The organism is Streptomyces sp. GD-15H (genome assembly GCF_045291515.1).
GTDB lineage: Bacteria > Actinomycetota > Actinomycetes > Streptomycetales > Streptomycetaceae > Streptomyces.
The window spans coordinates 4,424,649-4,451,179 of record NZ_CP149447.1 but is presented as its reverse complement, the minus strand read 5'-3'; the positions used below and the strand labels follow the sequence as shown (position 1 = coordinate 4,451,179).

General features: G+C 70.4%; 24 protein-coding genes, 2 tRNA genes and 3 pseudogenes. 16 read left to right on the top strand and 13 right to left on the bottom strand.

The window, feature by feature from the left end; all coding sequences use genetic code 11:
* Positions 1–162: 162 nt before the first annotated feature.
* The 7 genes from WJ438_RS20945 to WJ438_RS20915 form a co-directional block, all read right to left on the bottom strand.
* Positions 163–711, bottom strand: coding sequence for a DUF4262 domain-containing protein (locus tag WJ438_RS20945; RefSeq protein ID WP_406726617.1), 549 nt, complete (start codon positions 709–711; stop codon positions 163–165).
* A gap of 192 nt (positions 712–903) precedes the next feature.
* Entirely contained in the window at positions 904–2,313 is a 1,410-nt protein-coding gene (locus WJ438_RS20940) for an IS4 family transposase (protein ID WP_406726616.1), read from the bottom strand.
* Positions 2,314–2,426: 113 nt separating this feature from the next.
* A complete protein-coding gene (locus tag WJ438_RS20935) occupies positions 2,427–2,717 on the bottom strand; it encodes a hypothetical protein (protein WP_406726615.1) in 291 nt (96 codons plus the stop codon).
* The gene (locus tag WJ438_RS20930) at positions 2,714–3,445 is read right to left on the bottom strand and encodes a GntR family transcriptional regulator (RefSeq protein WP_406726614.1); all 732 of its coding nucleotides are present in this window, start codon (positions 3,443–3,445) and stop codon (positions 2,714–2,716) included. The genes WJ438_RS20935 and WJ438_RS20930 overlap by 4 nt, the downstream gene beginning before the upstream one ends.
* Positions 3,446–3,679: 234 nt before the next feature.
* Positions 3,680–3,883, bottom strand: coding sequence for a hypothetical protein (locus WJ438_RS20925; protein ID WP_406726613.1), 204 nt, complete (start codon positions 3,881–3,883; stop codon positions 3,680–3,682).
* Positions 3,883–4,179 (bottom strand): hypothetical protein, encoded by a 297-nt coding sequence (locus WJ438_RS20920; protein ID WP_406726612.1) that lies wholly within the window; start codon positions 4,177–4,179, stop codon positions 3,883–3,885. Before WJ438_RS20920 ends, WJ438_RS20925 begins: the two co-directional genes overlap by 1 nt.
* A 12-nt stretch (positions 4,180–4,191) precedes the next feature.
* Positions 4,192–4,470 (bottom strand): hypothetical protein, encoded by a 279-nt coding sequence (locus tag WJ438_RS20915; protein ID WP_406726611.1) that lies wholly within the window; start codon positions 4,468–4,470, stop codon positions 4,192–4,194.
* A gap of 79 nt (positions 4,471–4,549) precedes the next feature.
* Between WJ438_RS20915 and WJ438_RS20910 the strand changes: the two genes are divergently transcribed.
* The gene (locus WJ438_RS20910; RefSeq protein ID WP_406726610.1) at positions 4,550–5,305 is read left to right on the top strand and encodes a GntR family transcriptional regulator; all 756 of its coding nucleotides are present in this window, start codon (positions 4,550–4,552) and stop codon (positions 5,303–5,305) included.
* A 214-nt stretch (positions 5,306–5,519) separates the two neighbouring features.
* Here WJ438_RS20910 and WJ438_RS20905 read toward each other — a convergent pair.
* Both WJ438_RS20905 and WJ438_RS20900 read right to left on the bottom strand, forming a co-directional pair.
* A tRNA-Ser gene (locus WJ438_RS20905) sits at positions 5,520–5,606 on the bottom strand.
* Positions 5,607–5,670: 64 nt separating this feature from the next.
* A pseudogene (locus WJ438_RS20900) lies at positions 5,671–7,211 on the bottom strand (S1C family serine protease).
* A 319-nt stretch (positions 7,212–7,530) separates the two neighbouring features.
* Between WJ438_RS20900 and WJ438_RS20895 the strand changes: the two are divergent.
* The 3 genes from WJ438_RS20895 (at position 7,531) to WJ438_RS20885 (ending at position 10,348) form a co-directional block, all read left to right on the top strand.
* On the top strand, positions 7,531–8,358 hold the full coding sequence (locus WJ438_RS20895) for a glycerophosphodiester phosphodiesterase (protein WP_406726609.1): 828 nt from the start codon (positions 7,531–7,533) through the stop codon (positions 8,356–8,358).
* A gap of 180 nt (positions 8,359–8,538) precedes the next feature.
* Positions 8,539–9,177, top strand: coding sequence for an ATP-binding protein (locus tag WJ438_RS20890; RefSeq protein ID WP_406726608.1), 639 nt, complete (start codon positions 8,539–8,541; stop codon positions 9,175–9,177).
* A gap of 205 nt (positions 9,178–9,382) precedes the next feature.
* Entirely contained in the window at positions 9,383–10,348 is a 966-nt protein-coding gene (locus tag WJ438_RS20885; protein ID WP_406726607.1) for a DUF5926 family protein, read from the top strand.
* 565 nt (positions 10,349–10,913) lie between these two features.
* Here WJ438_RS20885 and WJ438_RS20880 read toward each other — a convergent pair.
* A complete protein-coding gene (locus WJ438_RS20880) occupies positions 10,914–11,576 on the bottom strand; it encodes a bifunctional DNA primase/polymerase (RefSeq protein ID WP_406726606.1) in 663 nt (220 codons plus the stop codon).
* A 622-nt stretch (positions 11,577–12,198) separates the two neighbouring features.
* On the opposite strand from WJ438_RS20880, the gene WJ438_RS20875 reads away from it, so the two are divergent.
* Together WJ438_RS20875 and WJ438_RS20870 are read left to right on the top strand one after the other, a co-directional pair.
* A complete protein-coding gene (locus tag WJ438_RS20875) occupies positions 12,199–13,641 on the top strand; it encodes a PP2C family protein-serine/threonine phosphatase (RefSeq protein WP_406726605.1) in 1,443 nt (480 codons plus the stop codon).
* A gap of 168 nt (positions 13,642–13,809) precedes the next feature.
* Positions 13,810–15,321, top strand: coding sequence for an aminopeptidase P family protein (locus WJ438_RS20870; protein WP_406726604.1), 1,512 nt, complete (start codon positions 13,810–13,812; stop codon positions 15,319–15,321).
* 93 nt (positions 15,322–15,414) lie between these two features.
* On the opposite strand, the gene WJ438_RS20865 is transcribed toward WJ438_RS20870, so the two are convergent.
* Entirely contained in the window at positions 15,415–15,879 is a 465-nt protein-coding gene (locus WJ438_RS20865) for an ATP-binding protein (RefSeq protein WP_406726603.1), read from the bottom strand.
* A 220-nt stretch (positions 15,880–16,099) separates the two neighbouring features.
* Here WJ438_RS20865 and WJ438_RS20860 point away from each other — a divergent pair, with 220 nt between their 5' ends.
* The 5 genes and pseudogenes from WJ438_RS20860 to WJ438_RS20840 form a co-directional block, all read left to right on the top strand.
* Positions 16,100–16,927 carry a hypothetical protein gene (locus WJ438_RS20860; protein ID WP_406726602.1) on the top strand — a complete coding sequence of 276 codons (828 nt, stop codon included), beginning with the start codon at positions 16,100–16,102 and terminating at the stop codon, positions 16,925–16,927.
* 300 nt (positions 16,928–17,227) lie between these two features.
* Positions 17,228–17,977 carry a YcnI family protein gene (locus tag WJ438_RS20855; RefSeq protein ID WP_406726601.1) on the top strand — a complete coding sequence of 250 codons (750 nt, stop codon included), beginning with the start codon at positions 17,228–17,230 and terminating at the stop codon, positions 17,975–17,977.
* A gap of 92 nt (positions 17,978–18,069) precedes the next feature.
* Positions 18,070–18,731, top strand: a pseudogene (locus WJ438_RS20850) (SCO family protein).
* Positions 18,732–18,769: 38 nt separating this feature from the next.
* A complete protein-coding gene (locus tag WJ438_RS20845; protein ID WP_406729755.1) occupies positions 18,770–19,198 on the top strand; it encodes a copper chaperone PCu(A)C in 429 nt (142 codons plus the stop codon).
* Positions 19,199–19,241: 43 nt separating this feature from the next.
* Positions 19,242–19,529, top strand: a pseudogene (locus tag WJ438_RS20840) (copper resistance protein CopC); the annotation flags it as partial.
* A 2-nt stretch (positions 19,530–19,531) separates the two neighbouring features.
* Here the strand turns inward: WJ438_RS20840 and WJ438_RS20835 are convergent.
* Positions 19,532–19,798: a hypothetical protein gene (locus tag WJ438_RS20835; RefSeq protein ID WP_406726600.1), complete on the bottom strand. Its 267-nt coding sequence runs from the start codon at positions 19,796–19,798 to the stop codon at positions 19,532–19,534.
* Between the two features lie 279 nt (positions 19,799–20,077).
* Here WJ438_RS20835 and WJ438_RS20830 point away from each other — a divergent pair, with 279 nt between their 5' ends.
* The 5 genes from WJ438_RS20830 to WJ438_RS20810 all read left to right on the top strand — a co-directional run bounded on the left by WJ438_RS20830 (position 20,078) and on the right by WJ438_RS20810 (position 26,286).
* Positions 20,078–21,313: a copper resistance D family protein gene (locus WJ438_RS20830; RefSeq protein WP_406726599.1), complete on the top strand. Its 1,236-nt coding sequence runs from the start codon at positions 20,078–20,080 to the stop codon at positions 21,311–21,313.
* A gap of 6 nt (positions 21,314–21,319) precedes the next feature.
* On the top strand, positions 21,320–22,612 hold the full coding sequence (gene efeB / locus WJ438_RS20825; protein ID WP_406726598.1) for an iron uptake transporter deferrochelatase/peroxidase subunit: 1,293 nt from the start codon (positions 21,320–21,322) through the stop codon (positions 22,610–22,612).
* A gap of 70 nt (positions 22,613–22,682) precedes the next feature.
* Positions 22,683–23,615, top strand: a complete 933-nt coding sequence (gene pheA / locus WJ438_RS20820) for a prephenate dehydratase (protein ID WP_406726597.1) — start codon at positions 22,683–22,685, stop codon at positions 23,613–23,615.
* A gap of 593 nt (positions 23,616–24,208) precedes the next feature.
* The gene (gene serS / locus WJ438_RS20815; protein ID WP_406726596.1) at positions 24,209–25,486 is read left to right on the top strand and encodes a serine--tRNA ligase; all 1,278 of its coding nucleotides are present in this window, start codon (positions 24,209–24,211) and stop codon (positions 25,484–25,486) included.
* Positions 25,483–26,286 carry an HAD family hydrolase gene (locus WJ438_RS20810; RefSeq protein ID WP_406726595.1) on the top strand — a complete coding sequence of 268 codons (804 nt, stop codon included), beginning with the start codon at positions 25,483–25,485 and terminating at the stop codon, positions 26,284–26,286. The genes serS and WJ438_RS20810 overlap by 4 nt, the downstream gene beginning before the upstream one ends.
* An 86-nt stretch (positions 26,287–26,372) precedes the next feature.
* Here WJ438_RS20810 and WJ438_RS20805 read toward each other — a convergent pair.
* A tRNA-Ser gene (locus WJ438_RS20805) sits at positions 26,373–26,457 on the bottom strand.
* Between the last annotated feature and the right edge of the window lie 74 nt (positions 26,458–26,531).

The window sequence follows — 26,531 nt, the reverse complement described above, 5'->3', positions numbered from 1 at the left end:
CAGGGGCTGACATCCATGCCTGACATCAACGGGGGCCTACGCCAGCACACCCAGGCACCTATCAGCAACGTGCGCGAGCGCGGACGCAGCCCTCGTAGGAGGTCGGTGATCGAACTCCTGATGCGGGGCTCACCACCAGGCCGCCCCGCCCGAGACCGAGCGTCAACCTCGGTCGGGCTCAGCCCACGGTCCGCTGGTTTCGTCCTTCGAGACCCACAGAAGAGGCTGGTTCGCGCGGCAGTACTCCTCGGCCTGGTCGTCCCAGGGGAAGCGGCCTCCCCTGTCCGGCCAGAACAGTTGCATGACGGGAAGCGGAGGGGCCTGGTAGTAGTCGATCCCAGCGCCGAAGAAGTCCCGGTACCAACTCGGGTGAACTGGCCGGACGGTCACCGGGTAGCCGTTCAGGATGTCGTTACGCACCTGGTCGGCTTCCAGTGGGCGACCGTTACGGATCTCTCCGCCTGCAACGTTGAGGATGGGCATCATCGTCTCGACCCGCAGGCCGAAGATGCAGACCTCAGGGCTGCGCAGGGTGTGCCACAGGCCGATCGAGTAGGCCCAGTCCGCCGGCGCATCGCCCCCGGCGCCGACCCCCATCACGTGCCAGCCGAACTCGGAAACGCTTGCGGCTATACGGCGATCACGTTCCTCCCAGGCCGGGCCATCCGAAGGAGGGGCGCACAGGAGGCAGAAGCAAGAGGAGTCGTCCACCCGAGGAGGTTACGACGTCTGCACTCACGGCCAGCGCTGGGCCGTCTCCGGGCCGTCCGAGGGAACCCGACGTCGGCCGACAACGACAGAAGCCCACGGCATCTGAACTGGTCAGAGCCGTGGGCTTCTTCAGCCTCGCTGGTCAGCCGGACCGGTGATCAGCAGACCGGCTATTCATCAACACCGTTGCGTTTATGTCTTTGAGCGGTTCGAGAGTCCGTGCTCGAAGAATGTGACGGTGCTGTGGACGGTGTAGTTCTGGCTGGTCGTGGGGTGTTTTCCGGCGTTCGGGCCGTACTTGCTGGTGGGGTTCTTGCGGGTGCGGGCCTTGACGCGGTGCCGGTGGCGGGCGGGGTGCAGGGCGTCGAGGACGGCCCGGCCGATGGTGCCGACGAGGTCGGCGGGTCCCGTCGGGGGCAGGATTGCGGTCGCGGTGGTGACGGTGTCGGCGGCGGTGGTCTGCAGGACGGTGAAGCTGATGCGGTCCATGTCCAGGCCGGCCCGGGTGCAGGCGGTGTCGGCGGCGGCGCGGATCAAGGCCTGGTAGGTGGTGAGCAGGGCGTAGACCTCCTGGTCGAGGCCGGTCAGGCTGCGGGAGCGCAGGACACGGCCGTCCAGCATGGTCGCCTTGATCGAGAAGTACGTCGTCTCCGACTGCCACCGCTCGTGGTAGAGATCCACGAGCCTGGCGGCCGGGTGGACGGTCGGGTCGAGGAGGCTGGTGAGCAGGCGCCACTGTTCGGTGCGGACGGTGCCATCGCCCAGGGTTACGGTGATGGACGCCTCGATGACGCGGACGGGCAGCAGAACAGGCAGGACGCCGTAGCCGATCCGGGCCAGGTAGGAGCCGTCGCCCAGGTGCCGGAAAGGGGTGGGTATCCGGCGGGCGGAGGAGCGCACCAGGAACTGGGCGCCGGTGGCCTGGACGTCCCGGGCGAACTCGGCTCCATCGAAGCCGGCATCGGCCAGCAGGAGCATCGTGCGGTCCAGCACACTCAACAGGCGTCCCGCGTAGGTGAGTTCGCCGTCGCTCTCGGGGCCGAACGCGGCAGCCAACACGGCACGGGTGCCACACTCGACCAGGACCACGAGCCGTAGCAGCGGGTAGCCGAACTCCACGCTCTCGCCCGCTCGCTTGGGATAGTGCCAGGTGAGCGCCTCCTCATCGGGCACGTGCAGCAAAGTGCCGTCCACGGCCACGGTCCGAAGCCCTCGATAGAACGAACCGGCCTGCCCGAGGTGGGCGACGGGTCCGGCGAGGATCTCGAACAGCCGCCGCAGCGGTGCCGCTCCTATGCGCCGTCGGGCCCTGGACAGCGAGGAGACCGCCGGACGTACCAGCGGCAGTCCCTCCAGCCCCGCCGTCAGCTTGCCCCACACGCTCCGATAGGAACAGTCCTCGAACAGGGCCAGAGCGAGGACGAAGTAGACCACGACCCGGGACGGCAGCAGCCGCAGCCGCTTCTCACGTGACCCGGTCTCCTCGATCACCGTGTCCACCAGTACGAAGTCCACGATCTGGGTCAACTCGCCCAAGTGGCCGGGCGCGTACACGCCCCCGGCCGCCTCGACCGTGCGCGTGATGACAGACTTCTCCTGCAACGGGACTCCCGATGATCTTCTTGCTCGACACAAGCTGATCTATCAGGACGTCCCGTTGCGCCATTCATCAGGGCTTGACCTGCGACTCAAGACTCAAACGCAACGGTGTTGGGCTATTCATGCGTTGCCAGGCGGTGGCCGCGGCTGGTTGCTACGCGGAGGGTGTCCCTCAGGGCTCCGGTCAGGTCCTTCGCCAGGAGTCGCAGGTCGTCCGGCTGCGTATCAGCGTCGGCGAGCATGTCCAACGCCCGGTCCAGAAGTTCGGTCGCCATGCCGAGTTGTACCGATTCGAGGTTGTCGGCCAGGCGGGACAGGTAGCTGTCGCTGTCATCGGTGCTGAGGAAGCAGGGCTTACCGTCGGGCCCCGTCCATGGGAGGAGCCGCAGCTCGTGTGACATCGTCACCCTTCCGTCCCCTTCTCGTCGATCACGTAGTGAGTGGTGAACACCGCGTCGGCGCGGTCCCCCGGCAGCACCAGGAGCGCGGCCTCGACCACGCGTCCAGCGGTGTCGGCCATCTGGCGTGTGATGGCGAGGACCGCCAGGGCAGAGCTGATCCGAAGAGTGGATGCCTCCTCCGGCGTCGGGAGTCGGACGCTGACCCTCTCCCGCACTTCAGCCAGCGGCGGGCGGAGCTGCGTCAGTCGCGTCGTCATCCCCTCGTACGGGAGCGGCTCGCGGAGCGCGGCGGCCGGCGCCAGGTCGCAGGGGACGTAGATGCGGGCCAGGCTGTGCGGTCTCTCGCCCTCATGGCTGAGACAGAGGAACTCGGTCAGAGGGCTGCTGGCCGACACCTTCAGCAGGGTCGCCAGATGCCCGCGGGCCCGGATCCGGGTGGTGTGGACGGTGACGCTCAGAGCGGTGTCAGCGGCGGTCTGTCCGTCGGGGGTTCGGCCCCCTCCGACGTACGTGATTCTGCGAAGGGGACGACGGACGAAGTTCCCCTTGCCGTGGGCCTTCTCGATGAGGCCTTCCACTTGGAGCACGGCAAGAGCGCTTCGGAGCGTTGGTGTGCTGACCCTGTATTGCGCGGCGAGGTGGGACTCAGAGGGAAGGCGTTCGCCGGGCTTGAGCCGGCCGGTGGCGATCCGGTCTCGTAGGTCATCGGCGATGGCGTCGCGACGCGAGGGCATGGGCTGGATCACCGCCTCGCACTCTCAGGAGCCGCAGGGCGATGAGTCGGGTCCCCGTGTGCATGGTCAGCAACTCGCCCGAGTCGAACACAAGTCGTTTGACTCCGCCGGGCAGTTGGAAAATGTCGGTCACCCGGCACTGCCGGCCTCCGACCTGGATGACGTCCCCGCGCTGCACACTGGCCGAGGTGATCTCGACGGGGGAGAGCACCGCGCCGCTGGGTGTTTCTCCCCTCACCGCGCCGCCTCCGTCGGTACTTCGCGATGGGCGATCGTGTGGCACGAGCAGTCGCAGGACTCGTAGATCACCGGCACGCCGACCGGTGCGGTGACCGGGGACGACTCCGCGCAGGCGTAGTGCGTACCGATCCGGCAGGAGCTCGACCGGTAGGAGTCGGCTCCCGCCCGTGTGGTGTGGGGCTGTTGGCGAGGCGGCATCAGCAGTCACCCGCCGGGACGAACCAGGGACCGGCGAAGGGAGGGCAAGGCAGGGCCGTCGAGCGGTGCCGTGCACGCGCCTCGCTGGCCAGCACGTACGGGCGGACGAGCGCGGTCTCCTCGCCGATGAGAACGCCGGTGTGGTGTCGACTGTGGCTCAGGAGCAGCGGTGCGCCATGGGCGATCACGGGCGATGCGGCCAACGGCCGGGCGGGCTGTGCGGGGCGGCGGTGCCGGCCCTTACGGATGTACCGCGCACTGATGCGCGAGACGGTACGGCGGATACGATTGAACACGCTGTTCAGCTCCTATCGCTGATGGTCCGGTCCCCCGACATCGCCCGTCGCGGGGACCGTTTTGCGTACGACCGCCCAGAGAGTGCGGTCGTTCGAACTGGTGGCGAGGAGTCCGAATCGGTCAGCCTCCGCCACCGCTTCCAGGACTTCCCGCCATGACTCGGCGGAGAGGGGTTCCGGCACCTCCGCCTCGATGGCCGCGCAGTCGTCGCGCTCCTCCACACGCGTGGCGAGCCCGGCGGCCGATAACCGGGCGGCGATGGCCTCCGCGCTCACCTCTGAAGCGGGCACAGGGCATCCTCCGGTCACCGGCGATCACTTTGAGTGAAGCTGGTTAACTAGATTAGAGCTAGTGGACTAGATTTTCCATATGCCTGAGCAGCCGCCCTATCTCCGCCTCGCCGACGAACTACGGCGGCGGATCGCGGAGCACGAGTGGACGCCAGGGGACCGGCTCCCCTCCCGCGCCCAGATCGCCCAGGAGTGCGGCGTGGGTGACAACGTGGTGCGCCGCGCACAGGAGCTGCTGATCTCCCAAGGTGTGCTGGAAGGCCGCGCCGGTTCCGGCACCTACGTCGCCGAGCCCCGGCAGCGTGTCCGGGTGGTCCGTTCGTCGGCGCGCGAGCAGCCCGACGGCTCCCCGTTTCGCGCGGACATGAAGGCCGTGGGCAGGCAAGGAGACTGGGAGAGCCGGACCGACGCCAAGGTCCCGGCACCGGCGGAGATCGCGGCGCGTCTCGGCATCGCCGAGGGGGAGCTGTGCGTCCGCACCTCGTACGAGTTCCTGGCCGACGGCAGGCCGGTGCAGTTGTCGACGAGCTGGGAGCCGTACGACCTCACCGCCGGCACCCTCGTCGTCCTCCCCGAGGGAGGGCCGCACGCCGGGGCGGGCGTCGTGAACCGCATGGCCGCGATCGGCATCGCCGTCAGCCACGCCGTGGAGCAGCCGGAGCCCCGCCAGGCCACCGCCGAGGAGACGTCGCTCCTGGGCATCCAGAAGGGCGCACTCGTCACGCACATCCGGCGGACCTACTACAGCGACCAGGGGCGGCCCGTGGAGACCGCGGACATCGTGGTGCCCGCCGCTCTCTGCGAGATCGTCTACGAGATCCCGATCAGCCGGTAGCCGGTAGCCGGTAGCCGGTAGTCGGCCGACTCCGGCGCCCGTTGCTCATGCCCGCATGCCCTCATGCCGTCGTCCGCGCGTGCCCTCTCCGTGCCCCTTCCGTGCCCGATCGAGCGGGAAACCACGGGGAACACCGGGCAGCCACGGAGACCGGGCATGCGAACGGCCCCCGACCAACTACCCAGGTCAGGGGCCGTTTGCACTGCTCTCAGAGCGGAGGCGGTGGGATTTGAACCCACGGTGACATCGCTGCCACGACGGTTTTCAAGACCGTTCCCTTAGGCCGCTCGGGCACACCTCCCCGCGCCGGCCGGGTGATCGGCGGCGCGGGACAAGGGTAGCGGGTCGGTGCGGGCGGGGTGCGGTCAGCTGTCGCCGATGCGGGAACCCAGGGTGAGTTCCGTGGTCTGCTCCTTGCCGCCGCGTTCGTAGGTGAGCGTGACCTTGTCACCCGGCTTGTGGGTCCAGATCTCGCCGATCAGGGTCGGTCCGGAGTCGATGACGCGGTCGTCGAGCTTGGTGATGACGTCGCCGGGACGCAGGCCGGCCTGGTCGGCGGGGCCGCCGGGGTCGACCGCCTCGGAGCCGCCGGCACCCTGATCGGTGATCTTCGCGCCGCCCGCCCCTTCCTCCAGGGAGACCGAGGCGCCGATCTTGGCGTACACCGGCTTGCCCGTCTTGATCAGTTCCTGGGCGACGTACTTGGCCTGGTTGATCGGGATGGCGAAGCCCAGGCCGATGGAGCCGGCCTGTCCGGTGCCGAAGCCGCCGTTGCTGGTCGACTGGATCGCGGAATTGATACCGATGACGTTGCCCTGCGCGTCCAGCAGCGGCCCGCCGGAGTTGCCCGGGTTGATCGAGGCGTCGGTCTGCAGGGCGCTCATGTACGAGGCCTGGCTGCCGGTACCGTCGCTGGAGGCCACCGGGCGGTTCTTCGCGCTGATGATTCCGGTCGTCACCGTGTTGGACAGGCCGAAGGGGGCGCCGATGGCGATCGTCGAGTCGCCGACGGCGACCTCGTCGGAGTTGCCCAGCGTGAGGGGTTTCAGGTTCGAGGGGGCGTTCTTCAGCTTGATGACCGCGACGTCGTAGCCCTGGGCATGGCCGACCACCTCGGCGTCGTACTTCTTGCCGTTGGGGAAGGTCGCCGCGACCTTGCCGCCCTCGACGGCGTCCGCCACCACGTGGTTGTTGGTGACGATGTGCCCCTGGGTGTCGAACACGAATCCCGTGCCGGTGCCGCCCTCGCCGCTGCTGCCCTGGGCCTCGATGGTGACCGTGCTCGGCAGCGCCTTGGCGACCACTCCGGCGACCGTGCCCGGGTCTCGCTTGACGTTGCCACCGCTGGTGGACGACGAGACCGTCGTCGAGCCGTTGCCGTTGTCGTTGTTCTTGGCCAGCGTGTACCCGAGGCCGCCGCCCAGGCCACCCGCGACCAGCGCGGCCGCCAGGACCGCTGCGGCCAGGCGGCCGCGCCTGCCGCCGTTCTTCGGTGCGGGCTGCTGGTACGGGCCCCAGCCGCCCGCGCCGTGACCGGCGCCGCCGTCGTGCGACGGGGTGCCCGGCGCCGGGGGCGGGGGCCAGGAGGCCTCGGGAGGAGAAGAGCTGCCCGTCGGGGCTCCCGAAGGGGCTCCGGACGGAGGGCCGAAGGGGGCCTGATCCTGGGCGCCGTGGCCTCCGTATCCGGCGTGATCGCCGTATCCGGGGTGTTCCGGCGTGCCGTGGCCCTGTGCCGTCCCCGGTGCGCCCGGCGGGACCGGGGGCATGGGAGCCGTCGGGCTGCCCCGTCCGGAGCCGGGCGCTCCTGATGCGCCGGAGCTGCGGGAGCATCCACCGGCGTGGGCGGTACGGACGGGGCCGGGGGTACCGATGCGCCCTCGTTTGTGCCCTCGTTCTCGGTGCTCACAGCTCTCTCTCCTCGATCCACGGCTGTTGTTCTCGGTCGCACTCGGTCTCATTCAGTCTCACTCGTTCACGCTCGTTCAGGCATGTCGACGAGTCCGGCGCGCTTCAGCTGTGCGTGTCTCTTTGTATGACGTCAGCTTTTCCCATGGGCCGTCAGGGCACCATAAGCCGTTCCTGTGGGTGCGAGATCATTTTTCGTATAAGGCATTACTCACCAAGGGTGCACCATCTCGATGCCTCCGATCAGACGACCGCAGCGTCCCCACCATCGACGCCTGGACGACCGCACGCATACCCCCGCGCGGTGGCACCATGACGCGGTGACCCCTGTACGTCAGCGCCCGACCCAAGTCGTCGCACACCGCGGAGCCTCCGAGGACGCTCCCGAGCACACCCTGGCCGCGTACCGCAAGGCGATCGCGGACGGTGCGGACGCGCTCGAATGCGATGTGCGCCTGACCGCCGACGGGCATCTGGTCTGCGTCCACGACCGTCGCGTCAACCGTACGTCCAACGGCCGCGGTGCGGTTTCGGCGCTGGAGCTCTCCGATCTGTCCGCCCTGGACTTCGGCTCCTGGAAGACCCGCCACCCGCTCGGCGGGCGTGCGGAGGAGCCCGACTGGGTGCACCGGCCGGAGGACAGGGAGGCGACCTCCGTCCTCACCCTGGAAAGGCTGCTCGAGCTCGTCGTCGACGCCGACCGCCGGGTGGAGCTGGCGATCGAGACCAAGCACCCCACGCGGTGGGCGGGACAGGTGGAGGAGCGGCTGCTGCTCCTGCTGAAGCGGTTCGGCCTGGACGCCCCCGATGCCGCCGAGGAGTCCCCGGTACGTGTGATGAGCTTCTCCGCGCGGTCGCTGCATCGTGTGCGCGCCGCCTCGCCGACACTGCCGACGGTCTACCTCCAGCAGTTCGTCTCGCCTCGCCTGCGCGACGGACGGCTGCCGGAGGGCCTGGACATCGCGGGTCCCTCGATCCGGATCGTACGCAGCCACCCCGCGTACATCGAGCGGCTGAAACAGTCCGGCCACCAGGTGCACGTGTGGACGGTGAACGATCCCGCGGACGTGGACGCCTGTGTCGACCTCGGAGTGAACGCCATCATCACCAATCGCCCCCGCGCGGTGCTCGACCGGCTCGGCCGCTGACCCCCGCAGGCCGCCTGGTTCCCAGGGTCTGCGGGGTTCGTGTGGCTCATGTGGTTCGTACAGGGTTCTTGACCGGACGCTCCTCCCGACGCATCCTCGCATCTCGGCCACATCGACGAAATCCAGCCACCCGGTTACGGGGAGTGCTCCGGCGCATTCGGTGCGTGCTCGATCGTTCGAGTGCGTCACCACACATGGATTGGCCGGTTTCCGGTTCAGGTCCGTGGGGCATTCACACCGTGGCGTGGGGCGAAGGAGGTCTCGGGGGTGGCGTTGGTGGTGGCACAGGAAGTGCCCACGTCGTTGAGCATGGCCGTACCCCATGGCCCTGCGGGCGTGGGGGAGGCGAGGCGCCGTATGCGCCTGCAATTGCGCGACGGCGGAGTGGCGGACACGGTCATCGACGATGCCGTACTGATCCTTTCCGAACTGCTGAGCAATGCGTGCAGACATGGCCGCCCCCTGGGCGATGCCCTGGCCGGGGACGGCGCCGTCCGTGCGGCCTGGCATGTGCACCCCTGCGGCCGGCTGGTCGTGGAGGTGACCGACGGTGGCGGCCCGACCCGCCCGGCGCCGGCCACCCCGTCGGTCACCGCGCACGGCGGCCGGGGGCTGAACATCATCACGGCGCTGGCCGACGACTGGGGTGTACGCGACGAGGTACCCGGCGAGGTCACGGTGTGGGTCGTCGTCCACGAGGACGTGCACGACCCGGTCGCCGGGCACCGGCGCGACGACTTCGCCTCGCGGGTGACGGCTCCCACGGTGTCCGAGATACCCGGGCTGGAGTTCGCGGACGCCTTCGACACCTTCGACTGACCACGCGGCCGTGCGGTGACCCCCTGGTCTCCCACGGCCACCCCGGGCGATCCTGTGTGCGCCGCGCGACCCCGGTCCCGTACGGCTCACGCGTCACGGCCGGCTGCCCACAGTCGGCACGTTGTCCACAGGGTCCCGTCGGTCGCGCCGTGAACGACTAGGCTCCCGCCCGTACGAGACGAGCCGTAACCGGGAGACACCCACGATGGCCAAGAAGCGCCCCCACACGAAGGCCAAGCGCCCGCAGCTCACGGACGGGGAGATCCCGGTCGTCGGCGCCCGTGAGCCCTGCCCCTGCGGCAGCGGCCGCCGCTACAAGGCCTGCCACGGCCGTGCCGCCGCGCACGCCGTGACCGAGCTGGTGCACCGCCCGTTCGAGGGACTGCCGGGCGAGTGCGACTGGGTGGCACTGCGCGAGCTGGTGCCGGCGGCCACCGTCGAGCTGTCCCTCAAGGACGGCCTGCCCGAGGGCGTCCCGTCGGTCACCCTGGCCACCGTGCTGCCGATGGCGTGGCCCGCGCTGCGCCGTGACGACGGCTCGGTCCTCCTCGGCCTGCAGAACGACACGTCGTCCGGAGACATCAGCCGCGACCTCGCCGACACCCTCCAGCGCGCGCTCGCCGCCGCCCCTGGCACCCCGGTGCAGGCCCGCCGCGCTCCGGCCGAGGGAACCCGCCTGCAGGATCTGCTGGACCCCGAGGGCGCGTTCGAGCCGGTGGTGCACAGCGGCTTCGAGTTCTGGGTCCCCGACCCGGAGAACGCCACGCCGGACGTGACCGCCTCCCTGGAGCGTGCCAACGCGGCGGCCATCCCGACCGTCAAGCTCTCGGGCGTGGACGCCGCGTACTGGTGCGAGACGCCGGAGAAGAACCATCTGCGATGGGTCATGCCGCACTCCGAGGAGCGGCTTCTGGACGCCTTGGCGCGACTGCACGCGGCGGGCCGGTCCTCCCTCGGCGAGGGCACCCGTCTCGTGGGCTCCTTCCGTGCTCACGGGCTCACGGTCCCGGTCTGGGACCTGCCCAGCGGGGTCGGCGCCGAGGAGGTGGAGAAGCCGGCGGCCGAGTTCGCCGAGCGCCTCGCCGCCGCCCTGGCCACCGAGACTCCGCTCACCGCCGACGAGCGCCGAGCGCGCGGCGGGCTGACCAACCGGCAGGTCACCCTCAGCTGAGACACGCCGAGAGGTGTGGCGGCACGGGCATGCGCCCCGGTCGTGCTGACTGGCCGGTCAGCACGACCGCCCCGCCGGAACCACTGGCCCCATTCACAACTCCCGGTGCGGACAAGCCAGTCGGTGACCGGAAAAGCTGAGTCCGAATTTGCTAACAGCCGATCTCTTGTTACCGTTCCATTAGCCCGGTTGCTGGTGCATCCCCCGTCGCCAGCAACCGGGTCTTTGCGTGACCGCGGTTGCCGGCAGCACGCAGTCGCATGTCAACCGGCCTTTTCCTTAGGCGAGTCGCTCCAGGAGCGGGACAGCAGGAGCCCTCGTCCGGCGCGATCCTCGAACTTCGCGCAGTGCGTCCGCCCGTTGCGCCGACCGGGCCCCGTGAGGTTCAGTACGGCGCTCAACTCGTCGCCGTGGCGCTGCGGCACAGGTGCCGGTTCCGGTGCCGTACCACCGTCATGCGTGGAAGACCGTACGGAAACGGCGGAGCCGGTGGAACGCGCCCGCCGACGGGACGCGCCCGCCGGCGGAACAGCGGAGCCGGGCGCGGCTCGCGCGCCGACAGCCGCTACACCTCGGGCGCGCTCACACCCGTCCGGGTGAGGGCCTCGACCACGGCGTCCACCACGGCCTCGACATCGGGCACCCACGGCGAGGCCGAGCCGGGCAGCGGCGCACGCTCCCAGCGGATCCCGCCCTGGCCGGTACCGGACGGGGGCAGGGCGAGGTAGCCGCCCTCGCCGTGGAAGCGGAGGGAGCCTGGGACGAAGTCCTTGGCGTAGAGCAGCTCGCCCAGTTGCTCCAGGGAGTACGGCTTGACCAGGATCGACCAGCGGTCCGGCGCGGCGACGACCGGACCGAGCCGCATGCCGAGGCGGTCGAGGGCGCCCAGGGCGCGGGCGGCCGGCACTGCCGGCAGGGAGACCGCGCAGGGTGCCCTGCCTCCGGTGGCCAGGATGACGGGCGCCGCGGGCCGGTTGCCCCACCACCAGCGCACCATGCGCGCGTCGGTGGTCGCGGCGAGCAGGCCGGGGTCGAAGGGATGAGCGCCCGGCACTGTGCATTCGGGGTCGGGGCAGCCGCAGCGGGACCGGCCCTGCGGATCCGCCGCCACACCCGGGAGTACCGGCCACTGCCAGTCCGAGGCGAAGGTCAGGGCCGCTTCGATCAGCTCGGGCCCGCTGCCACCCTGGGACAGGAGCCTGCGTCGCCTTCCGAGGATCTCGCGCATGAGCGCTCGTTCCTTTCCGTTGCACGCCTGGCAACACCGTGGTCCACATCACAACATGAGTCGATCACTGCACTGTGCGTACCTGTTGGCGCATCACACCTGCACGGGCAAGAGGAGCCCCTCCGGCCGAGGCCGAGCAAGGACTTCCTCCGCGGCCGTACCACCCATACTGCGTCGAGCAGAAGCACGGGGATGGCGTGGGGTGGCGAAGTCTGGCGTTTACCGTCGCGCTTGTTTCTCTCCGCCTCCGCCACGGGAGGATGGGGCACGGTCGTCGGTGGTTAAGACGCCCGGGTCCGTCGCCAGGTTCCCGGGTGATTCCCAACCACCCCTGACCTTCACCGAGTACGTACCCCTCACGACCGCTGTGACGCTCCGTCGAGCAAGCCCAGTCGACCGCAATCAACCTCCCCCTGAGGCAGTTTCAAGCCAAGTTCGTTTTTCGGCAAGAGGTCGGGAGTGAGTTCCCTTCAGACCCATGGACACCAGGAATCCCAGCAGGACAATGCTGGACATCTCCTCACGAGTACGTGTACATGTGGAGACACTGCCGGCGGCGCAGAATGACATGGGGGTTTGCGATGTTTTTGAGCGATAAGCACCGGCCGGAAAGCCGGACGCCATGAACGCCCCGCATCCTCCGAAAGTGGCCGGAATCGATTCAACGGTTCCCGCACCCGCACACACTGTCGCGACCGTTGCTACGGGTACCTCCCCGGCCGCCCCGGCAAACCCCCAGAACGCACCGGGCGCACTGCTCCAGGACCGTCTCGCGGGATGGGTCTCCGACCTCACCACCCTCCACGAGCTGACCGAACGCCTGGCCCGTACACGGGCCCTCGACGAGGCGCTCCAGGAGATGCTGCGCGCCGGCGCCGCCCTGGTGGGCGCCCGGCGCGGTCTCGTCGTCCTGGAACCCGCCGACGGTCTCGGCCCGGACATCATGATCGGCCTCGGCCTGGCCCGCGCGGACCTCGGTCACATCGAGACCATCCCCCGCAGTTCACTGCCGTACGGCAGGATCCTCGACGGACTGCCCGGCGTCGACGACGGCATCGCCGAGCCCGACCTGCTCGCCGAGAAGGGGCTCGACCCCAGGCACCGCGAGGTCGCCGCCCGCCTCGGCTACGCCGCCAGCTACACCCTGCCCCTCGCGCCGGAGATTCCGGAGCCCCCGGACGCCCCGCGTGCCGCAGGGCCCGGGGAACGCCTGGGCGCAGCGGTGTGGCTCTACGACGAACCGGCCGAGCCGTCGGAACGGCAGCGCCATCTCGTCGGCCTGTACGCCCGGTACGCCGCCGAGCATCTCGCCCGCCTGCTGGAACTCGAGCGCACGCGCACGTCCATGGCCACCATGGCCGAGGAGCTGCTCCCCTCGCGCCTGCCCCGTCTCCCCGGCGTCCAGCTCGCCGCCCGGCACCGCACCTCTCCGAACGGCGGCGGCGACTGGTACGACGCGCTGCCGCTGCCGGACGCCACCCTCGGCCTCGCTGTGGGGTCCGTCACCGGGGCGGGGCCCAGCGCGGTCGCCGCGATGGGCCGGCTACGGGCGTCCCTGCGCGCGTACGCCGTGATGGAGGGCGAGGATCCGGTCGCCGTCCTGTCCGACCTGGAACTGCTGTTGAGGCTCACCGAACCGGCCCGGTCGGCCACCGCCCTGTTCGGCTACTGCGAACCCGCACTGCGCAAGATCACGCTGGCCGGTGCCGGGCACAGTCCGCCGCTGCTGATCGGTGAGCGCCGCACCGAGTTCGTGGAGACGTCCGTCTCGGCCCCCCTGGGCATGCTCGCCTGCTGGGAGGCACCGAGCGTGGAGGTGCACCCGGAGCCGGGCGAGACGGTTCTGCTCTACACCGACGGACTGCTGCACCACACCGGCGCCCCCACCGACCGCGCCTTCGCGCGGCTGCACGCGGCGGCGGCAGGGGTGCCGCAGGCGCTGCGACGCGACCCCGGCGCGATCGCCGACCACATCCTGCGCACCGTGCTGCCCGAAGGCGCGGCCGCGACGGCCGCGACGGGCTTCGCGGAGGACGTCGTACTGCTGGCCGCGCGGTTCGAGTAGCGGCTCCGGAGCGCCCGGCGGCCGGTCTGAGCCGTCATACTCCGTGTGCCCTCGGTAACGGGCTCTTCCGCGCTGTGACTGTTTCGCCGGCGACCGTACGATGGGGGTGGTCCCCCCTGCTCGGACGAAGCCGAAAGCTCGGGGGAGTCCAGAGCCTTACCAAGGAGGATGACCGCTGTGGAAGAAGAGCTCCCGACCGCGTTCGACCAGGTTGCCGACGCAGCGGCCCCGGAAACAGCGGAGGACCCGGAGACCGCCGAGGAAGCGCCCGTCAAGCAGCGCAAGAACGGCCTCTACCCCGGCGTGTCCGACGAGCTGGCCGAGAACATGAAGAGCGGCTGGGCCGACACCGAGCTGCGTGGCCTGGAGCCGATCCCCCAGGCCGCCGAGACGGCCGCCCGCCGCGCCACGCTGTCCACCCGCTTCCCGGGTGAGCGCCTGGTCGTTCCCGCGGGCAACCTGAAGACGCGGTCCAACGACACCGAATACGCCTTCCGCGCATCGGTCGAGTACGCCTACCTCACCGGTAACCAGACCGAGGACGGCGTTCTCGTCATGGAGCCGACGGACGACGGCCACAAGGAGACGATCTACCTCCTGCCGCGCTCGAACCGCGAGAACGGCGAGTTCTGGCTGGACGGCCAGGGCGAACTGTGGGTCGGCCGCCGCCACTCCCTCACCGAGGCGGAGAAGCTGTACGGCATCCCCGCCGCCGACGTCCGCGAACTGGCCGGCAAGCTGCGCGAGGCCACCGGCCCGGTCCGCGTCGTGCGCGGCTACGACGCCGGTGTCGAAGCGGCCCTGACCGACAAGGTCACCGCCGAGCGCGACGAGGAACTGCGCGTCTTCCTCTCCGAGGCACGGCTGGTCAAGGACGCCTTCGAGATCGGTGAGCTGCAGAAGGCCGTCGACTCCACCGCACGCGGCTTCGAGGACGTCGTGAAGGTCCTCGACAAGGCCGAGGCCACCAGCGAGCGCTACATCGAGGGCACGTTCTTCCTGCGTGCGCGGGTGGAGGGCAACGACGTCGGCTACGGCTCCATCTGTGCCGCCGGCCCGCACGCCACCACCCTGCACTGGGTGCGCAACGACGGCCCGGTCCGCTCCGGCGACCTGCTGCTGCTCGACGCGGGCGTGGAGACGCACACGTACTACACCGCCGACGTCACCCGCACGCTGCCGGTCAACGGCCGCTACAGCGAGCTGCAGAAGAAGATCTACGACGCCGTGTACGACTCCCAGGAGGCCGGTATCGCGGCGGTCAGGCCGGGCGCCAAGTACCGGGACTTCCACGACGCCGCGCAGCGGGTGCTGGCCGAGCGGCTCGTCGAGTGGGGCCTCGTCCAGGGCCCGGTCGAGCGGGTGCTGGAGCTGGGTCTGCAGCGCCGCTGGACGCTGCACGGCACCGGGCACATGCTCGGCATGGACGTCCACGACTGCGCGGCCGCGCGCACCGAGACCTACGTCGACGGCACGCTGGAGCCGGGCATGGTGCTCACGGTCGAGCCGGGACTGTACTTCCAGGCCGACGACCTGACCGTGCCCGAGGAGTACCGGGGCATCGGCGTCCGCATCGAGGACGACATCCTGGTCACCGAGGACGGCAACCGGAACCTGTCCGCCGCGCTGCCCAGGCGGTCGGACGAGGTCGAGGCATGGATGGCTGCCCTCAAGAGCTGACGCACGCACGTCGGCCGGGTACCACTCGTGGTACCCGGCCGACGTGCGTCCAGGGGCGCGACCGGGAGCGCGTTCGGAGGTCCGGTGGTGTGGTCAGACCGCCATCAGGGGCGCGTCCTTCCGCCATTTGAGGATCTTGTCGAAGCTCACCACGGTGCCGCCCAGCCCCGGTTTGTTGCCGATGTGGACGTGGTCGGCGAGTTCCTGGATGAGGCAGAGGCCGCGGCCGTGTTCCGCGTCGGACGGCGCGGGGCGGGCCGGCGGGCGGGCACAGCCACCGGTTCCGGCGGGAAAGCCGGGTCCCGCGTCGGCGACCTCGATGCGGCACTTCTCGCCGTCGAGGTAGGCAGTCACCCGGTACGCCTCCGAGGAGCCGTCCCGGACGGTGCCCCCGCCGTGCTCGACGGCGTTCGCGCAGGCCTCACTGAGGGCGACGGAGAGGTCGTAGGAAATGTCGGGGTCGACGCCCGCGGTCTCCATGGCGCCGATCAGCAGGCGCCGGGCGAGCGGCACGCTCGCAGCGTCGCGCCGCAGATGGAGTGACCACCAGATGCTCATGCTCCAGCCTCCCGGCCGCGGCTCGACATACCGTTACGTATTGCCCTGAGTACTCACTTGTAAGCATGCCGCTGACGTGACACCCCCCATATGGCGGGTGTGTCGTGGAGCCGATCGGTGTATGTGGGGCGACCGGTGGCAGAGGTGATCTTCCGGTCGTACCTCATCTTGCGGACCTGCCGTACGGCGGCGATGGGGCCAGTGCGATGATGAGCCCGTCATGACTGCCCCCCACACGCGCACGAGGCGCTCCGGACGCGGGCTCCGGATCCTGCGGGCCGCGGTGTTCGCCGCGGTCTGTGTCGTGCTGGCCGGGGCAGGTCACACGCTCGCCTCCCAGACCGCCGTTCCCCTGTGGACGCTGGGCGCGGGATTCCTCGGGACGGTCGCGATCGCGGCGCCACTCGCCGGACGCGTGCGTTCCCTGCCGGGGATCGCGGCCATGCTGGCGGCCGGTCAGACCGTACTGCACATCGTGTTCGGCATCGGCCAGCACGGCGCGGCGGCCCCCGCGGACGCGGCGTCGCCCCTTTCCGACGCCTCGCTGATCGAACAGGCCGCACGGCTGGTGTGCGGCACCACCGCGGCGGCCATCAGTCCCGCGCAGGCGCAGCGCATCCTCATCGACGCGCGGATCCACCCCGGCGCGACCGGCGGCACCGACGCACACGCCCAGGGGGACACGCTGTCCTCGGCCGCGGTGGACTCGGCGGTGCCGGCGCTGCTGCCGACCCTGCCGATGCTGCTCACGCACGTCCTCGTGGCACTCGCCACGGGCTGGCTGCTGCGCCGCGGTGACCTGGCGTTGCTACGGCTCACCGAGCTGTCGGCACACGGCGTCGCCGAAGGTGCCCTCGTGCGGTCGCTGCGCGCGGCGCTCGTTCTGGTGCTCGCCCTGCGCGCGGGCCTCCCGGGGACTTTGCAGGCTGCCCCGTGTCCGTTGCTCACCGCGCCGCCCGCGCCGCCCGCACCCCGTACCACCGCACTCCAGCACACGGTGATCCGCCGAGGTCCGCCGACCGGTACCGCACTCGCCCTCGCCGCCTGACGCGACCGGGCCACGCCCGCCACCGCCGGACATCCGGAGGAGGAGAGGGGCGCCGACGTGCGGCACGCGCGTGTGCGTCCGTTCCCCCGCGTACGACGAGCCGTCGGCGACCGAACCGTCGCGGACCCAGTGGTCGCGGACCCAGTGGTCGGTGACCCAGGCGTCACGGACCCGCGGCCAGCGAGCCGGCGGCCGGGCGACAGAGCCGTCACCGGCACAGGTGCTCACCGCCACAAGCGCTCGCCCGTACGCGTATCCCTCACCGTCAGCGAAACCCAACTGAAGCGGAGTGCTTCTGCCATGAAGGCTTCCCGTATCGCCGCCGCCGGCGCCGTCGCCGGTGTCGCCGTCCTCACCCTGTCCGCCCCCGCCTTCGCGCACGTCAGCGTGCAGCCCGAGGGCGAGGCCGCCAAGGGCGGTTACGCGGTGGTGCACTTCAAGGTCCCCAACGAGCGTGACAACGCGTCGACGACCAAGGTCGAGGTGGCCTTCCCGACCGACCACCCGCTGGCCTCCGTGATGCCGCAGCCGGTCGACGGCTGGGACATCAAGGTCACCAAGTCCACGCTGGAAAAGCCGCTGGAGATGCACGGCAAGAAGATCGACGAGGCTGTCACCAAGGTCACCTGGACCGCCGACGACGACGGCATCGAGCCAGGCTTCTTCCAGAAGTTCCCGGTGTCCGTCGGCACACTGCCCGAGCAGGCCGACGAACTGGTCTTCAAGGCGCTGCAGACGTACTCCAACAAGGAGGTCGTCCGCTGGATCGAGGTGCCTCAGGAGGGCAAGGACGAGCCCGACTACCCGGCTCCCGTGCTCGCCCTGTCCGAGGCCTCTGCCGACGGCCACTCGCACGGTGCGTCGGACGACAAGGCCGACCACGCCAAGTCCCCCGAGAACGCCGCCGCGGAAACCACCGCGGCGTCCGACTCCGGTGACTCCGGCGGCACGGACACCACCGCCCGCGTCCTGGGCATCGTCGGCATCGTCGTCGGCGCCGCGGGCGTTGCCTACGGCGTACTCGCCGGGCGTCGGCGCACCTCCGCCTGAGCCCTCCCCGCTGGACGGCGCGCACCGGGGTCACCCACGACCCCGTGGAGCCCCCGGTGCGCGCCGGAGCACTCACAACCCTGGAAACCATCATGCGCAAAAAGACCTTCACGGCGGCGGCCCTGCTCGCCGCCGCCACCCTCACTCTCTCCGCCTGCGGCAGCGGCGACGGCGACGGCGACAGCGGCAAGCCCGTCGCCGTGGTCTCCGAGGAGGCCGGCACGGAGAAGGCGGCCACGGTCCTCGACAAACCGTTCGAGAAGCCGGACCTCGTCCTCACCGACACACAGGGCAAGGAGTACGACTTCCGCGAGGAGACCGCCGGCAAGCCCACTCTGATCTACTTCGGCTACACGCACTGCCCCGACGTCTGCCCGCTGACCATGAACAACCTCGCGGTGGCCAAGAAGCAGCTGCCCCAGGACCAGCAGGACGAGCTGCGGATCGTGTTCGTCACCACCGACCCCGAGCGGGACACCTCCGCCGCACTCGGCAAGTGGCTCAAGGGCATCGACACCCAGGTCGTCGGCCTGACCGGCGACTTCGACACGATCCAGGCCGGCGCCCGCACCCTCGGCATCTCGATCAACGCGCCGCGCAAGGACGACAAGGGCCAGATCGTCTCCGACCACGGAACCCAGGTCATCGCCTTCTCCCCGAAGACCGACGGCGGCTACCTCCTGTACGGCGAGGACGCCACCGTGGAGGACTACACCAAGGACCTCCCCGGATCATCGAGGGCGAGAACCCGTGAGGCGTCTCACGGTCGCGGCGGTGGCCGTCGCCGGGGCGATGACCCTGGCCGGCTGCGGCGGCCCGGACTCCGGCGGCTCGGACTCCGGCAGCGACACGGCCGAACTGTCCGTCGGCTCCGCGTACATGCCGCAGCCGGTGTCGGACATGGCGGCCGGCTTCCTCGTCATCAGCAACAAGGGCGGCGCGGGCGACCGGCTGACCTCGGTCAGCAGTGACGTCGCCGACCGCGTCACCGTGCACGAGACCGTCGACGGGTCCATGCGGGAGGTCGACGGGCTCGGCATCCCGGCCCGCGGCAGCCTCGTGCTCGAGAGCGGCGGCAACCATCTGATGTTCGAGCAGCTGAAGCGGCAGCCGAAGCAGGGTCAGAAGGTCTCCGTCGAGCTGCGTTTCGCCCACTCCGACCCCGTCACGGTCGAGATGCCGGTGAAGCCGGCCACCTACACCCCGAAGCACGGACACTGAGGGAGACGCCCCCGTGACCCAGACCATCGCCCCCCGCGTCCGGATGCTGCTGCTGTTGCTGGCCGTCATCGGCGCGCTCCTCGCCGGGGCCGCTCCCGCGTCCGCGCACGCCGCGCTGACCGGCAGCGACCCCCGGCAGGGGACGGTGGTCGACAAGGCCCCCGCCCAGGTCTCGCTCACCTTCTCCGAACAGATCGCGGTGAGCGACGACGCCCTGCGCGTCCTCAACCCCAAGGGCAAGCGGGCCGACAAGGGCGACCCGGCCAACCCGAGCGGCACGACGTACACCGTGCGACTGCTCAGCGGACTGCCCGACGGCACCTACACCGTCACCTACCAGGTGGTGTCCGCGGACAGCCATCCCGTCGCCGGCGCCTTCACCTTCTCCATCGGTGCTCCCTCCGAGACCTCCGTCCAGGCCTCCACCCAGGCGTCCGACGACGGGCTGGTCGGCTGGCTGTACGGCTTCGGGCGGTACTTGTCGTACGCCGGGTTCGTGGTCATGGCCGGCGGGGCCGCGTTCGTGCTGGCCTGCTGGCGGCCCGGCTCCGGCGTACGGGCGGTGCAGCGGCTGGTCGTCTCCGGGTGGCTCACACTCACCGCGGCCACCCTCGCGCTGCTGCTCCTGCGCGGCTCCTACACGCGCTCCGGCAAGATCGGCGACATCTTCGACATGTCGCTGCTCGGGGAGGTGCTGCAGACCAAGACCGGCGCGGCACTGGTGTCGCGGTTGCTGCTGCTCGCCGCGGCGGCGCTGTTCATCGCAGTGCTCTTCGGGGCCGCACAGGACCAGCGGGACGACACGGAGAAGCGGTACCTGAACTCCGGGCTCGCGATCGGGGGACGGTCGTGGCGGCCGGGCTCGCCGCGAGCTGGGCCATGTCCGAGCATGCCTCCCAGGGGCTCCAGCCCGGCATCGCGATGCCGGTCGACATCGTCCATCTGCTGGCCGTCGCCGCCTGGCTCGGCGGGCTCGCCGCCCTGCTCGTCGCGCTCTACCGGGCGCCCGCCGAGACCTCTGTCGACGCGGCCGCCGTCCAGCGGTTCTCGCGGCTCGCGTTCGGCAGCGTGGTCGCCCTGGTCGTCACCGGGACCTACCAGAGCTGGCGGCAGCTCGGTTCCTGGTCGGCGTTCACCGACACCCGGTACGGGCAGTTGCTGTTCGTCAAGATCGGGCTCGTGGTGGTCATGGTCGGGATGGCGTACTTCTCACGGCGGTGGACGGCACGACTCGCCACGGCGGGCGGGCCGGCGGCCCGCCGGGAGACGACGGAGACGGAACCCGCGGCGACCGTGTCCGCTGCGAAGAGCGACTCCGGGGAGGCCGGTACGGAGACGGCCGGTGCCCGGAAGGCCGAGGCCGGTACGGAGGCGGCCCGCCCCGAAGCCACGGCCGACACCGACACCGACACCGACACCGACACCGACACGCAACGGGCGACGGCCGCGGCCGGCACGGGGCAGGCTGAGGCCCGGACGGCGGAAGCGTCCGGCACCGGGGCGAAGACCGGTGGAGGCTCCGCGCGGGCCGCTCAGCTCGCCCGGCAGCGGGCCGCCGTGGAGACCGCCCGGCAGAAGCGGCTGCGGGACGCCGACCCGAACCGCTTCGGACTGCGTCACTCAGTGCTCGCCGAGGCCGGTGTCGCCGTCGTCCTGCTCGCGATCACCACCGGGCTGACGCAGACCGAGCCGGGGCGTACGGAGCAGGAGGCCAAGGCCGCCTCCTCGTCCTCCGCCCCGTCGTCACCCTCGTCCTCGTCCGCCCAGGGAACCGGTGCGGTGACCCTGAACATGCCGTTCGACACCGGCAGCAAGGAGGACAAGGGCGTCGTCACGATCGACCTGAACCCCGCGCGCGTGGGCGGCAACGACATGCACCTCTCTGTGGAGCGGACCGACGGCGAGACCCTCGACGTACCCGAACTGAAGGTCGCCCTCACCCTCTCCGCGAAGGACATCGGGCCGCTGCCCGTCGTACCCGACCGCATCGCCCCCGGGCACTGGTCGGCGAGCGGTGTGCAGATCCCCATGGCGGGTGACTGGACGATCGAGGTGACCGTGCGGACCTCTGACATCGACCAGGTGACCGTCTCCAAGAACGCGCAGATCGGCTGAACCACCATGACTGACCAGTCCACTCAGGAGGCTCGCACCCCCGCGGCGCCGGGACCCCGGGAAGGAGCCGCCGTACCGGCCGACCGGAAGGGCATCTCCCGCCGCCGTCTGCTCGGCACCGCCGGGGCCACCGGGCTCGTGCTCGGCGCGGCGGGCAGTGCCGTGGGCTACGCCGCCGCGCCCTCCGGGGCGACTCCGCTGGCCTCGGTGGGCGAGGGCAAGGCGATGTTTCACGGGAAACATCAGTCCGGCATCACCCAGGGGCTCCCGGCCCGCGGCCATCTCGTCGCCTTCGACCTGGCGCCGGGCGCCGGTCGCAAGGAGGCCGCTGCCCTGCTGCGCCGCTGGTCGGAGACGGCCCGACGGCTGATGGCGGGCGAGCCGAGCGCCGACGGCGACACCGATGTGGCCCGCGACGCCGGCCCCTCCTCGCTGACCGTCACCTTCGGCTTCGGCCACAGCTTCTTCGCACGCACCGGTATGGAGAAGCAGCGTCCGATGGCCCTGGACCCGCTGCCCGACTTCTCCTCCGACCACCTCGACAAGGCACGCAGCAACGGCGACCTGTGGGTGCAGATCGGCGCCCACGACGCCCTCGTCGCCTTCCACGCACTGCGCGCCGTGCAGAAGGACGCCGGCTCGGCAGCCCGGGTGCGCTGGCAGATGAACGGCTTCAACCGGACACCGGGCGTCACCGCCCGTCCCATGACCGCCCGCAACCTGATGGGCCAGGTCGACGGCACCCGCAATCCGAAGTCGTCCGACCCGGACTTCGACCAGCGGATCTTCGTACCGGAGAACGGTGAGCCCCCGTGGATGGCGAACGGCTCCTACGCCGTCGTACGGCGCATCCGCATGCTTCTCGACGACTGGGAGAAACTCGCGGTCAAGGAGCAGGAGGCCGTCATCGGGCGCCGCAAGTCCGACGGGGCGCCGTTGTCCGGAGGCACCGAGACGTCCGAGATGGACCTGGAGAAGACGGATTCCAGGGGCAATCTGGTGGTCCCCCTCAACGCCCACGCCCGGATCACCCGCCCCGACCAGAACGGCGGTGCGGCGATGCTCCGGCGCCCGCTCTCGTACCACGACGGCATGGACGCGGACGGCGTGCCCGACGCGGGTCTGCTGTTCATCTGCTGGCAGGCCGACCCGCTGCGAGGCTTCGTACCGGTACAGCGCAAGCTGGACCGGGGTGACGCGCTGACGCCGTACCTCCGGCACGAGGCGAGCGGGCTGTTCGCGGTGCCGGGCGGCGCGGCAGAGGGTGAGTATGTGGGACAGCGGTTGCTGGAGGGGTGAAAATCGCCTCGCGCCACTCCTGGGAGCACAGACGAAGGTGCGGTCGGCGTGAGCCCATTAGGGTGAGGTCATGCCAGCGAGCTATGCGTATCTCGGCCCCGAGGGCACCTTCACCGAGGTGGCCCTGCGTACCCTTCCGGAGGCGGCCACCCGGGAGCTGGTCCCGTATGTGTCCGTGCAGTCCGCGCTCGACGCGGTACGCGCCGGTGAGGCCGAGGCCGCGTTCGTTCCCATCGAGAACTCCGTCGAGGGCGGCATCACCACCACCCTCGACGAACTGGTCGCGGGCACCCCGCTGATGATCTACCGCGAGGTACTGCTGTCGATCACCTTCGCATTGCTCGTCCGTCCCGGCACCAAGCTGTCGGACATCAAGACGGTCACCGCCCACCCTGCCGCCCAGCCGCAGGTGCGCAATTGGCTGAAGCAGCACCTCCCGGACACCGCCTGGGAATCGGCCGCCTCCAACGCGGACGGGGCCCGTCTGGTGCAGGAGGGCCGGTACGACGCGGCTTTCGCCGGCGAGTTCGCGGCGGCCCGGTACGGGCTGGAGGTCCTGGAGACCGGAATCCACGACGCGGAGAACGCCCAGACCCGCTTCGTGCTGGTCGGACGCCCGGCCCGGCCCGCCGCGCCCACCGGTGCGGACAAGACCTCCATCGTGCTGTGGCAGCGCGACGACCACCCCGGTGGCCTGCGCGATCTGCTGGACGAGTTCGCCACGCGGGGCGTCAACCTGATGCTGCTCCAGTCCCGGCCCACCGGTGCCGGCATCGGCAATTACTGCTTCTGCATCGACGCCGAGGGCCATATCTCGGACCGCAGGGTGGCCGAGACGTTGACGGGGCTCAAGCGGATCTGTCTTCAGGCGCGCTTCCTCGGCTCGTACCCGCGTGCGGATGTGCGGCCGACGGAGGTAAGGGATCCGCTTCCCGGGACGTCGGACGACGAGTTCGTGTCCGCGGCGGACTGGGTGGCCCGCTGCCAGGACGGCCGGTTCTGAGGGCCCCAGCCGGGGTGGGGCTGGTCCTACCTGCTGATTTTCGTTATCCACAGAAGTTATCCACAGGCCCGCTTCTCGACCTGGGGACAAGTCGACAGCATTGCCCCGTTCGGTCGACAAATCTCCCCAGTGCCCCTGATCGCATTCACTCATCCGCGGATCGCCCTTCGTCCACTCTTTCCCTTTCGGTAACCCTTTGGAGCGACCCCTTTCCCCTCGAAAGTCAAGGTAAGGGGAGTTCGCGCCGGGAACCCCCACCTTCAGCCACGTGTTTCGGAGTGGTCGATTCCGGATTCCACAGGCTTTCTTCACAGCCTGTGGATAACTTTCGGAAGACTGTGGACGCCTGTGGACAACCGGGCCTCAGATCCCGTTTCCCGCAGGGAATTCCTGTCAACGGGCATCCTGCGCACTGATTCCTTCCAGGGGGTGGACCACTCGCATTGGCCATCCGGGACGCCTTCCGGTGATCACCCGTCGACCACCCCTCAACTTCGGGGGCACATTGCGCACATCGCCCATAACGGGGCGTGACCGGCCTCCTCGGAATAGTGAGTCGTGGGGTGTCACCGCGCACCGGTAGCCTTGACCGCGTGATTGACCTTCGCCTGCTCCGTGAGGACCCCGACCGTGTGCGCGCTTCGCAGCGTGCCCGTGGAGAGGACGTCGCGCTCGTCGACTCCCTCCTGTCCGCCGACGAACGGCGGAGGTCGTCCGGCGTCCGCTTCGACGAGCTGCGTGCCGAGCAGAAGGCGCTCGGCAAGCTCATCCCCAAGGCGACCGGCGACGAGAAGGCTGAGCTGCTGAAGAAGGCCGGCACACTCGCCGCCGACGTCAAGGCGGCCGACGCCGAGCGGGACGCGGCAGCGGCCGAGACCCAGGAGCTCCTGGGCAGGCTGAGCAATCTCGTCCACCCCGACGTCCCCGTCGGCGGTGAGGAGGACTTCGTCACGCTGGAGACGCACGGCACCGCCCGCGACTTCGGCGCCGAGGGCTTCGAGCCCAAGGACCACCTGGAGCTCGGCCAGATCCTCGGCGCCATCGACGTCGAGCGCGGCGCCAAGGTCTCCGGCTCGCGCTTCTACTTCCTGACCGGCGTCGGCGCCCTGCTCGAGCTGGCGCTGGTGAACGCCGCGATCGCCCAGGCCACCGCGGCAGGCTTCACCCCGATGCTGACCCCGGCCCTGGTCCGTCCCCAGTCCATGGCGGGCACCGGCTTCCTCGGCCAGGCGGCCCAGGACGTCTACCACCTCGAGAAGGACGACCTCTACCTGGTCGGCACGTCCGAGGTACCGCTCGCCGCGTACCACATGGACGAGATCATCGACGCCGATCGGCTGCCGCTGCGCTACGCGGGCTTCTCCCCCTGCTTCCGCCGCGAGGCCGGCTCGCACGGCAAGGACACCCGCGGCATCTTCCGCGTGCACCAGTTCGACAAGGTCGAGATGTTCTCCTACGTCACTCCCGAGGAGTCGCAGGAGGAGCACCAGCGGCTGCTGGAGTGGGAGAAGCAGTGGCTGACGTCGCTGGAGCTGCCGTTCCGTGTGATCGACGTCGCCTCGGGCGACCTGGGCTCCTCGGCCTCGCGGAAGTACGACTGCGAGGCGTGGATCCCGACCCAGGGCAAGTACCGCGAGCTGACCTCGACCTCGGACTGCACCGAGTACCAGTCCCGTCGGCTCCAGATCCGGGTGCGTGACGGCAAGGCGGTGCGTCCGCTGGCCACGCTGAACGGCACCCTGTGCGCCGTGCCGCGCACCATCGTGGCGATCCTGGAGAACCACCAGCAGGCAGACGGCTCGGTGCGGGTGCCCGAGGTGCTGCGCCCGTACCTGGGTGGCCGGGAACTCCTGGAGCCGGTCGCCAAGTGAGCACCCCGTTCCCCTACCAGCTCATCGCCACCGACCTCGACGGCACGCTGCTGCGTGACGACCACTCGGTCTCCCGCCGCACCCGTGACGCGCTCGCCGCGGCCACCGCGGCGGGCGCCGCCCACATCGTCGTCACCGGGCGCGCGGTCCCCTGGACCCGGCCCATCCTCGACGACCTCGGTTACCAGGGGCTCGCCGTCTGCGGCCAGGGTGGCCAGGTGTACGACGCGGGAGCGCACCGGCTGCTCACCTCGGTGACGCTGGACCGGCAGTTGGCCGCGGTGGCGCTGGCCAAGATCGAGGCGGAGACCGGCCCGCTGCACCTGGCCGGGAGTCGTGCCGGCCTGGACGGCGAGGTGCTGGTGGGCCCCGGCTACGAAGTGCAGGGCCCGCTGCCCGCGACGCCGTTCACGGACGCCTCGGACCTGTGGGCGGCGCCGCTGAACAAGGTGTACATCCAACACCCGACCCTCACCGACGACGAACTCGCCGAGGCGGCCACACGCACCGCGGGCGGCTTCGTCACCGTCACCCTGGCGGGCGAGGGCATCGTCGAACTGCTCCCCCTCGGTCTGTCCAAGGCCACCGGGCTGTCCCTGGCCGCTCGTCGGCTGGGGGCGAAGGCCACCGGGACGATCGCGTTCGGCGACATGCCGAATGACATCCCGATGTTCGCCTGGGCCACGCGCGGCGTCGCCATGGCCAATGCCCACCAGGACCTGCGGGGGGTGGCCGACGAGGTGACGTCCTCCAACGAGGAGGACGGGATCGCGGTGGTGGTGGAGCGGTTGCTGGGCTGAGGACGCCCCCTGAGCCGCTCAGGACGGCTCGGGGACGGCGGGACTCGGGGTGGCCGCGGGACTCGGGAAGCCGGGTTCAACGTGTGCGGAGGATGCACGAATCGAACGTGCGCGGGCTTCCACCCGACCGCGGCTCAGCAAGCCGGTGCCTTACCCCTCGGCCAATCCTCCGGGTGGGCGGCCCACGCGTCTGATGCGCGCGCTCGAAGCGGCCGCCCCGGGCAGCTCCCCGTGGAGCGGACTCG